At 73.9% G+C, this 4,952-nt stretch carries 1 protein-coding gene; it reads left to right on the forward strand.

Annotated elements, in window-relative coordinates; translation table 11 throughout:
* On the forward strand, positions 1 to 4,952 hold a 4,952-nt coding region (locus ACFVZH_RS39810), incomplete at both ends, for an amino acid adenylation domain-containing protein (RefSeq protein ID WP_384905477.1).

Genomic DNA, 4,952 nt, shown 5'->3' on the forward strand with positions numbered 1-4,952 from the left:
ATCTCCCGTATCCGATCCGTCCTCGGAGTCGAACTGCCCGTCCGGGCCCTGTTCGAGACCCCGACCGTCGCCGCCCTCGCCCCACGCCTGGAGCGCGGAGACAAGGCCAGGGCGGCCCTCGTCCCGCAGTCGCGGCCGGCCGACATCCCGCTCTCCTACGCCCAGCGCCGCCTGTGGTTCATCAACCAGCTGGACACCGAGAGCCCGCTGTACAACATCTCCCTCGGACTGCGGCTGCGCGGCCCGCTGGACACGGTCGCGCTGGAAGCCGCGCTCGCCGACGTGGTGAGCCGTCACGAGTCCCTGCGCACGGTCTTCCCGGCCCCCGACGGCACGCCCACGCAGGTCGTCCTCGACGCCGAGACCGTCGCGGCAGATGTCCTGCGTACCGCTGACATGACCGAGGGCGACGTCACCGAGGACCGGGTCGCCGCGCACGTCGCGGAGACCGTCCGCCAGGGGTTCGACCTGGCCGAGCAGAGCCCGCTGCGCGCCCGGCTGCTCACCCTCGGCCCGGACGAGCACGTCCTCGTGCTCGTGCTGCACCACATCGCCGGCGACGCCTGGTCGATGCGGCCGCTCGCCCGCGACCTGGGCGACGCCTACAGCGCGCGGTGCACGGGCGGCGCGCCGCGGTGGGCGCCGCTGCCGGTCCAGTACGCGGACTACGCCCTGTGGCAGCGCGAGGTACTGGGCGACGAATCCGACCCGGACAGCGAGATCTCCCGTCAGCTCGCCCACTGGACCAAGACCCTCACGGGCCTTCCCGACGAGCTGAACCTGCCCACCGACCGGCCCCGCCCCGACGCCTCCTCGCACCACGGCGAACGGATCCGCTTCGCGCTGGACGCCGCGCTGCACCGGCAGCTGCTGACCCTCGCCAGGGAGTCGGGCACCAGCCTGTTCATGGTGCTCCAGGCAGCCCTCGCGAGTCTGCTGACCCGCCTCGGCGCGGGTACGGACATCCCGATCGGCACCCCGATCGCCGGCCGTACCGACGAGGCCGTGGAGGAGTTGGTCGGCTTCTTCATCAACGAGCTGGTGCTGCGCACCGACACCTCGGGCAACCCGACCTTCCGTGAGCTCCTGACCCGGGTCCGCGAGACCGACCTCGCCGCCTACGCCCACCAGGACGTCCCCTTCGAGCGCCTCGTCGAGGCCGTCAACCCGCCCCGGTCGCTGGGCCGTCACCCGCTGTTCCAGATCGTGCTGGCCCTCCAGAACACCGCGCAGCCCACCCTGGAGCTGCCGGGCCTGAGCATCGGGGCCGAGCCGGGCCGCGGCGGCGTGGCCCGCTTCGACCTGTCCTTCGGACTCAACGAAAGGCTCGCCGCCGACGGCACCCCCGCAGGACTCGACGCCCTCGCCGAGTTCGCCACCGACCTGTTCGACCGCGAGACCGTCGAGGCCGTGACGCGGCGGTTCGTCACCGTCCTGCGCGCCGTGGTCGCGGACGCCGACCGCAGGATCGAGGATCTCGACATCCTGGGCGCCGCCGAACGCGAGCAGCTGCTCCATGGCTGGAACGACACCGCACGCCCCCTGCCGGAGCTGCTGGTGCCGCGGATGATCGAGGAGCGGGCGGCCCGTACGCCGGACGCCCCGGCCGTGTCCGGCGGCGACGTCACCCTGTCGTACGCCATGCTGAACGCACGCGCCAACCGCCTCGCCCACCTGCTGATCGGCCACGGCGCGGGCCCCGAGTCGATCGTCGCCATCGCCGTGCCGCGCTCGCCGGAGATGATCGTCGCGGTGCTCGCCGTGCTCAAGTCCGGCGCGGCCTACCTGCCCGTCGACACCGAGTACCCCGCCGACCGCATCGCCTACATGCTGGCCGACTCCGCGCCCGCCCTGGTCGTCACGGCCCAGGACGTCCTGCCGCACCTGCCCAAGGGCACCACGCAGCCGGTCCTCGCCCTCGACGCCGCAGCGACCGTCGAGGAGCTCGCGGGCCACCGCGCGGACGACCCCGCCGACGCGGACCGCACGGCCGCGCTGCTCCCCGACCACCCCGCGTACGTGATCTACACCTCCGGTTCCACCGGCACCCCGAAGGGCGTCGTCGTCCGGCACGGGGGCCTCGCCGACTACGTCGCGGGCGCCGCCGCCGACTACCGGGGCGTGGCGGGCCCGGTGCTGCTGCACTCCTCGGTCTCCTTCGACACCACGGTGACCTCGCTGCACGTGCCGCTCACGGTCGGCGGCCACATCCTTCTCACCGACTTCCTCGAAGGCGCGGTCGAGAAGGACTTCACCCTCCTGAAGGTGACCCCCAGCCACCTCGGGATGCTCGCCGACTCCGTCGAGTCCGCCTCGGCCGACGCCGAACTGCTCGTCGCGGGCGAGGCCCTCACCTCGTCCGCGGTCGCCTCCTGGCGCCGACAGCACCCGGACGGCGCGCTGTTCAACGTCTACGGCCCCACCGAGACGACGGTCAGCGCCGTGCAACACCGGATCGGCGCCGGCGAGGAACTCCCGGACGGAGCCGTCCCGATCGGCCGCCCGCTGCGCAACACCCAGGCGTACGTCCTCGACCGGCGGCTGAGCCCGGTCCCGGCCGGCGTCCCCGGCGAGCTGTACCTCGCCGGCGACGGCGTGGCGCGCGGCTATCTGAACCGCACCGCCCTCACCGCCGAGCGGTTCGTCGCCGACCCGTACGGCCCCGCGGGCACCCGCATGTACCGCACCGGCGACGTCGTGCGCCGGCGTGCCGACGGCGCCCTGGAGTTCGTCGGCCGCGCCGACGACCAGGTGAAGGTCCGCGGACACCGCATCGAACTCGGCGAGGTCGAGACCGCCCTCGCGGCCCTCCCCGGCGTCGCCCGCGCCGTCGCGGCCGTCCGCGAGGACACCCCCGGCAACCGCCGGCTGGTCGGCTACCTCGTGCCCGTCCAGGGTGCCGCCCTGGACGCGGAGGCGGCCCGCCGCCAGGTCGCCGCCGTCCTGCCCGAGTACATGGTCCCCTCCGCCGTCGTCACCCTAGAAGCGGTGCCGCTCACCCCGAACGGCAAGACCGACCGCAAGGCCCTGCCCGCGCCGCAGCAGACCGCGCCCGTACGGGGCCGGGAACCGCGCACCCCGCAGGAGGCCATCCTGTGCGGCCTGTTCGCCGAGGTGCTCGGGGCCGGCCGGGTCGGCATCCATGACGGCTTCTTCGAGCTCGGCGGGCACTCGCTGCTCGCCACCCGGCTCCTCAGCCGCATCCGTTCGGTCCTCGGTGTCCAGCTCGGCATCCGGGCCCTCTTCGAGGCCCCGACCGTCGCGGGCCTCGCCGAGCGCCTCGACGGGGCCGGCGCGGCCCGCCCGGCCCCCGCCCCCGCCGAGCCGCGGCCCGACGCGGTCCCGCTGTCCTTCGCCCAGCGCCGCCTGTGGTTCATCAACCGGATGGACCCGGCGAGTCCCCTCTACAACATCCCCATGGTCCTGCGGCTGCGCGGAGACCTCGATCCGGACGCCCTCTCCGCCGCCCTCACCGACGTCGTCGACCGCCACGAGAGCCTGCGGACCGTCTTCCCGGCCACGGACGGCGAACCGCGCCAGGCCGTCCTCGACACCCGGTCGCCGCACCCCTTCGGCCTCACCGTCCTGGACGCCTCCGCCGCCCCCGACCCGCGGGCGCTGATCGCCGAACACGTCGGCCGCGGCTTCGACCTGACCCGGGACGTCCCGCTGCGGGCCACCCTGCTCACCACCGGCCCCGCAGACCACCTCCTCGTCCTGGTGCTGCACCACATCGCCGGCGACGCCGCGTCCCTCGCCCCGCTCGCCACGGACCTCTCCACGGCCTACGCGGCCCGCATCCACGGCGCCGCCCCCCAGTGGGCGCCGCTCCCCGTCCAGTACGCGGACTACACGCTGTGGCAGCGCGAGGTCCTGGGCGACGAGTCCGACCCGGACAGCGAGATCTCCCGCCAGCTCGCCCACTGGACCGAGGCCCTCGCCGGCCTGCCCGAAGAGCTCACCCTGCCCACCGACCGGCCACGCCCGCAGAGCGGCGCCCAGCGCGGCGCGAAGGTGCGGTTCTCCTTCGACGCCCAGCTCCACCGCCAACTGCTGGCCCTGGCCGGCTCCACCGGTACCAGCCTCTTCATGGTCCTCCAGGCCGGACTCGCGTCCGTCCTCAGCAGGCTCGGCGCGGGCGACGACATCCCGATCGGCGCCCCGATCGCGGGCCGCACCGACGACGCCCTGGACGACCTCGTCGGCTTCTTCCTCAACACCCTCGTCCTGCGCACCGACACCTCCGGCGCACCGTCCTTCCGCGAGCTGCTCGCCCGGGTCCGGGAGACCGACCTCGCGGCGTACGCCAACCAGGACCTGCCCTTCGAGCGGATCGTCGAGGCGCTCAACCCCCGGCGCTCGCTGACCCGTCACCCGCTCTTCCAGGTGACGCTGACCGTGCAGAACTCCCGGGACGCCGCCCTCGAACTGCCCGGCCTGTCCGTGTCCGCCGAGCCCGGCGCGTCCGCGTGGGCCCGCTTCGACCTCTCGCTGGGACTCGGCGAACGGCACACCGCGAACGGCGTCCCCAACGGCCTCGAAGGCGTCGCCGACTACTCCGCCGACCTCTTCGACCGCGACACCGTCGACACGATCGTCGCCCGACTGGAGCGCCTGCTCCGCGCTGCCGTCGCCCACCCCGACCTCCCCGTCGCCGACATCGAGATCCTCGAATCCGCGGAGCGTGAGCGGCTGTTGGGCGGCTGGAACGCGTCGGGTGTGGTGGTGCCGGTGGGTGTGGTGCCGGTGTGGTTCGCGGAGCGTGCGGCGGCGGTGCCGGAGGCACCGGCGGTGGTGTGTGGTGATGTGGCGTTGTCGTATGGGGAGTTGTGGTCCCGTGCGGTGGGTGTGGCGAATGCGCTGACGGGTGTCGGTGTGGGTCGTGGTTCGGTGGTGGCGTTGGCGGTGCCGCGTTCGGTGGACGCGGTGGTGGCGATGCTGGGTGTGGGTCT

This window comes from Streptomyces sp. NPDC059534, assembly GCF_042743475.1.
Lineage (GTDB): Bacteria > Actinomycetota > Actinomycetes > Streptomycetales > Streptomycetaceae > Streptomyces.